Genomic DNA, 1,622 nt, shown 5'->3' with positions numbered 1-1,622 from the left:
GTTTCTAGGCGGTCTTGGATGGCCATCAACTGAAAAGTTCCAATATTGTCTTTGTTAGCGAGTTGTTGTTGATAATAGCCAATGCCATTAAGTCCATCAAAGGTATACTTGGCTTTAATCATTTTAAGTCCACTATTAAGGTCATCCCATTCTTCGATATTTTCGAATGCGGTTTCTTTTAAAATAGGGATTTCTTCTTTCGGTAATTTAATGATTTCAATTTCGGTTAAAACAATAAAACCAATCAATAAAAAAAGAAGTATCCCTAACACGATAAAAACCCATTTAATTATTTTTTTAATATTAAACATGATTAGTTCCTTTCTAGTAATTTTTAATATACCAACATTTTAACACATTTGACTTTTGAATTTTAATTAAAACCATTTTTTGAACCAAGAAGTTACTTTATTGACTTTTTCCTTTACGCTTGCAACATTTCTGTTTACGTCGTCTTTAATTTTTGTAGTAAAGGGTTGAATTGAACCTTTCCAGGTTTTTTGGTTGTCTATGATTTTTTTAATTTGATCATATTCTGTTGTTTTTTCGATTAATTTATCACATTTTTCTTTTAATTCTACTTTAGTTTCTTCATGGGCTTTTTGTTCGTCTTTTATTTGTTCTTTAAGTTTATTGATTTCATGACGGAGTTCGACGTTTTCTTCAAGATATTTGCCAGAGAATTTTTCTAAAGCTTTAATAGTTCCTTCGAGTGCTTCGATGTGAAGGCCTTGTTGCACCCATTTATCAATTTGTTGTTCTAACTCCTCACTTAAACGGTTAATTTTGTTTGCTTGTTCGTGGATGATTTGGTTTAATTGATCGATTTCTTGGTCTTTTTGATTAATAGTGTTTTCGTATTCTTTTTGTTTTTGTTGAAAATTAGTTGTTAATTGATTGATTTCCTTTTGAAGTTCTTGTTTTTCTTGTTCAGATAAAGCTTGGTTGGTGATTAATTCTTGGTTTTTCATTTCAATTAAGGATTTTTGTTCTTGGAGTTGGTTTTGGAGTTGTTTGGTCATTTGGTTTTGTTCGTTGATTTGGTTAATTAATTCATTAATTTGTTTTTCTTTTTCAGTGTTAAGAGTTTTTTCTTGGTGAAGATCAGTTTCTAGTTGATTAATCTTTTGATCTTGGGTAAAGATTTCGTCTTCTTTAGAACGGATTTTGTCGGTTTGTTGATTAATTTCCTTTTGAAGTTCTTGTTTTTCTTGTTGAGATAGTTTTTGATTATTTTTTAATTCTTCTTGTTTTTGAGTTAAATCATATTCTAAATTAGCTTTTTGCGTTTCTAAAGTTAAACTATTCATTTTTTCTTGTTGGAGTTGGATTTCTAATAAGTTTTTGGCTTTGATGATTTCTTCAGGAGTTAGTTGTTGTGTTTCAGTTGTTTGATTAGTTTCTTTTAATTCCTCACCAAGTAGTGGTGTTTGTTGGAGTTGTTCTTGTTGTAATAAGGTAGGTTCAATTGTTGATTCAACTGAACCATGATCAGGGATTGTTAAGGTTACCAGTTTTACTTTCTTCTTGGGTTGTTTTTTCTTTAACTTCATTATTATTAGTTAAAGTTGATTCTTCATTTTCAATAATAGTTGGATTGAATGATTGTGGAATAGATGGTG

The 1,622-nt window shown here is 29.4% G+C and carries 1 protein-coding gene and 1 pseudogene; both read right to left on the bottom strand.

Annotated elements, in window-relative coordinates; genetic code table 11:
• Nucleotides 1-311: pseudogene (locus OYV_RS03800) on the bottom strand (effector); the annotation flags it as partial.
• Between the two features lie 66 nt (nt 312-377).
• Nucleotides 378-1,553 carry a hypothetical protein gene (locus tag OYV_RS05410; protein ID WP_011160422.1) on the bottom strand — a complete coding sequence of 392 codons (1,176 nt, stop codon included), beginning with the start codon at nt 1,551-1,553 and terminating at the stop codon, nt 378-380.
• Between the last annotated feature and the right edge of the window lie 69 nt (nt 1,554-1,622).

Source organism: 'Chrysanthemum coronarium' phytoplasma, from assembly GCF_000744065.1.
GTDB classification, from domain to species: Bacteria; Bacillota_I; Bacilli_A; order Acholeplasmatales; family Acholeplasmataceae; genus Phytoplasma; species Phytoplasma asteris.
This window is presented reverse-complemented; position numbering and strand designations above follow the sequence as displayed.

Bases quoted from the DNA above. Each gene is read 5' to 3' on its own strand.
- OYV_RS05410 (WP_011160422.1), bottom strand. From the start codon at position 1,553: ATGAAGTTAAAGAAAAAACAACCCAAGAAGAAAGTAAAACTGGTAACC.